Genomic DNA, 3,172 nt, shown 5'->3' with positions numbered 1-3,172 from the left:
CGCTTCAACTCGTCCGGGGACGTCGCATTGACGCCGATGCCGCCAAAGGCCTCGATCATTTTGTCGTAGCGCGAGCCCTTGACGAAAACGGTCGGCGCCGGGTCGGAGCCGCCGGTGGCGTTGACGTCGGTGCCGCGATAAATACCGTCATTGTTGAAGATGACGATGCAGACCGGCAGGTTGTAGCGGCAGATGGTCTCGACCTCCATGCCGGAGAAGCCGAAGGCGCTGTCGCCCTCGATCGCGAGCACCGGCTTGCCGGTCTCGATGGCTGCGGCAATGGAATAGCCCATGCCGATGCCCATGATGCCCCAGGTGCCGACGTCGATGCGCTTGCGCGGCTGGTACATGTCGATGATGCCGCGGGCGAGGTCGAGCGTGTTGGCGCCTTCATTGACCAGCATGGCGTCGGGCCGTTCCGCGACGATGGTGCGCAGCACGCCAAGCGCACCGTGATAATCCATCGGCGAATTGTTGTTCATCAGCCGCGGCGCCATTTTCGCAATGTTGTCGTCGCGCTTCCTGGCGATCGCGCCGGTCCAGTCGGCCGACGGTTTCGTCCAGTCCTTGCCGATGCCCGCCAGCAGAGCCGCGACGCAGGAGCCGATGTCGCCGACCACGGGGGCCACGATCTCGACGTTGGAATCCATTTCCTTCGGCTCGATGTCGATCTGGATGAACTTCTTCGGCGTATCACCCCAGCTCTTGCCCTTGCCATGCGACAGCAGCCAGTTCAGGCGGGCGCCGATCAGCATCACGACGTCGCTGTCCTTCAGCACCGTCGAGCGCGCGGCACCGGCGCATTGCGGATGGGTGTCGGGCAGAAGGCCCTTGGCCATGCTCATCGGCAGGAACGGAATGCCCGAGCTCTCGACCAGCGCCCTGATGGCGTCGTCGGCCTGCGCGTAGGCGGCGCCCTTGCCGAGAATGATCAGCGGCTTCTTCGCCGATTTCAGCACGTCGAGCGCGCGCTTGATCGAGTCGGGTCCCGGGTGCTGCGCCGGCGCGGCGTCGATCACCTTGACCAGCGACTTCTGGCCGGCCGCGGCGTCCATCACCTGGCCGAACAATTTCGCGGGCAGATCGAGATAGACGCCGCCGGGGCGGCCAGACACGGCGGCACGAATGGCGCGCGCCACGGCGATGCCGATGTCGGCGGCGTGCAGCACGCGGAACGCGGCCTTGCACAGCGGCTTGGCGATGGCGAGCTGGTCCATCTCCTCATAGTCGCCCTGCTGCAGGTCGACGATCTCGCGCTCGGACGAGCCCGAGATCAGGATCATCGGGAAGCAGTTGGTGGTGGCGTGCGCCAGCGCGGTGAGGCCGTTGAGAAAACCGGGCGCCGACACCGTCAGACAGACGCCGGGCTTCTTGGTGAGATAGCCGGCGATCGAGGCGGCGTAGCCGGCGGCCTGCTCGTGGCGGAACGACAGCACGCGAATGCCCTCGGCCTGTGCCATGCGGCCGAAATCGGTGATCGGAATGCCCGGCACGCCATAGATGGTGTTGAGGCCGTTGAGCTTCAGCGCGTCGATGACAAGATGGAAGCCGTCGGTCAGCTCCTGCTCGGTCTCGGCGGCACTGGCGATGCTCTGGACGATGGCGGTCATTTCGCTCTCCCTGATCTTTTCTTGATGTGACTGGTTGTCGCGTTGTGATGGTGAAAGCGATGATGGTGCTACGAAACGCTAGGTGAACAATTCCTGGCCGTGCGCCTCGACGTAAGCCGCCAGCCCCAGCGTATGATCGCGCGCGCGCTTTTCCGCCAGTTCGGTGTCGCGCTCCTCGAGCGCCTCGATGATCGCCATGTGCTCGGGCAGCGACGTCTTCTGCCGATCGACCCGACCGATGGTCAATTGGCGGTAGCCGCGCACATGCAGAAGAATGTCGTTGGTCATGTCGACCAGCACTGGCGATTCGCTGAGCGAGATCAGCGCCTGGTGGAAGGCGATGTTGGCCTTGGAATATTCCTCGACATGATCCTGCGGCAGCCGGTCGCTGTTGAACTCCTTGAAGAAGTCGCGCAGCGCCGAAATGTCCTTCTTTCGCGCGGTGGTGGTGATCAGCCGCGCGGCCATGCTTTCCAGCGCCGCCCAGGCGCGGATCATGTCGACGATTTCGGTCTTGGTCCGTCTGACAACCACGATGCCGCGGCGCGGCATGGTCTTCACAAATCCGTCCTGCTCGAGCATCGCGATCGCTTCGCGGATCGGCGTACGGCTGACCCCGAGACGTTCCGACAGCGCACGCTCGTCGAGCATCACCTGCTCGGGCGAGGTGTAGATATCCATCTTGAGAATCGCTTCTTTCAAGGCGTCATAGGCCTTGGTCTTGAAGCTGGTCTCCGGTGCGATGCGGACGATCGCAATATCTGCCTCAGCCATAGTCGGCGACGCCTTGTTTGGTTTTCGAGCAGCCATGAATCATCTCCCATCGGAGACGTCCGTATAACAGAGTTATCACGCTTATTTTTTGGCATACCAAATACCAAGGTGTCAAGTTGGGCGCGATTTCGGCATTTCCGCAGTGCAACGCGCCTTGACAATCATATTTCTGGCATACCAAATGCCATCAACTTCGCAAGTCAAAAAGTTGACGTCAAGGAGAGGAAGCCCATGTCCCCATCGAATCTCGCCAAGCAGGTTGCCGCGCCATCCGCGAAGGAGGCGGTTCGCAAAATTCTCGATGCCGTGAAGGCCGACAAGCGTACCAGCCTGACGGCCCCGGAAGGCAAGCTGGTCTGCGATGCCTATGGCATTCCGGTGCCGGGCGAGGGCGTGGCGACGTCGGCCGACGAGGCCGCCAAGATGGCCGGCGGCATGGGCTTTCCGGTGGTGATGAAGATCGTCTCGCCGGACATTCTGCACAAGACCGAAGCTGGTGGCGTCATCGTCGGCGTCAAGACCGCGGATGAAGCGCAGAAGGCCTACGACACGATCCTGGCGAACGCGAAGAAGTACAAGGCCGACGCCAAGATCGAAGGCGTCCAGGTGCAGCAGATGCTGATGGGCGGCACCGAAGTGATCATCGGTTCGATCACCGACGGCTCGTTCGGCAAGCTGGTGGCCTTCGGCCTCGGCGGCGTGCTGGTCGAAGTCTTGAAGGACGTGACCTTCCGCCTGGCTCCGGCGACCAATGATGACGCGATGTCGATGCTCGACGGCATCCAGGC

3 protein-coding genes are annotated in these 3,172 nt (G+C 62.6%); 1 reads left to right on the top strand and 2 read right to left on the bottom strand.

The annotated features are described in order from the left end of the window. A partial coding sequence (oxc, locus tag Q0S16_RS00520; RefSeq protein ID WP_295843871.1) for an oxalyl-CoA decarboxylase occupies window positions 1-1,610 on the bottom strand: 1,610 nt, incomplete at its 3' end. 78 nt (window positions 1,611-1,688) lie between these two features. Continuing rightward, complete coding sequence (locus Q0S16_RS00515) at window positions 1,689-2,420, bottom strand: GntR family transcriptional regulator (protein ID WP_295843869.1); 732 nt, start codon at window positions 2,418-2,420, stop codon at window positions 1,689-1,691. A 195-nt stretch (window positions 2,421-2,615) separates the two neighbouring features. Here Q0S16_RS00515 and Q0S16_RS00510 point away from each other — a divergent pair. Continuing rightward, window positions 2,616-3,172: acetate--CoA ligase family protein (locus tag Q0S16_RS00510; RefSeq protein WP_295843867.1), on the top strand; the 557-nt coding region annotated here is incomplete at its 3' end.

The sequence above is a fragment of the Tardiphaga sp. genome (genome assembly GCF_025356345.1).
Taxonomy (GTDB): domain Bacteria; phylum Pseudomonadota; class Alphaproteobacteria; order Rhizobiales; family Xanthobacteraceae; genus Tardiphaga.
Note: the sequence above shows the minus strand (reverse complement) of the source record. Positions and strands in the feature narration are given on the sequence as shown.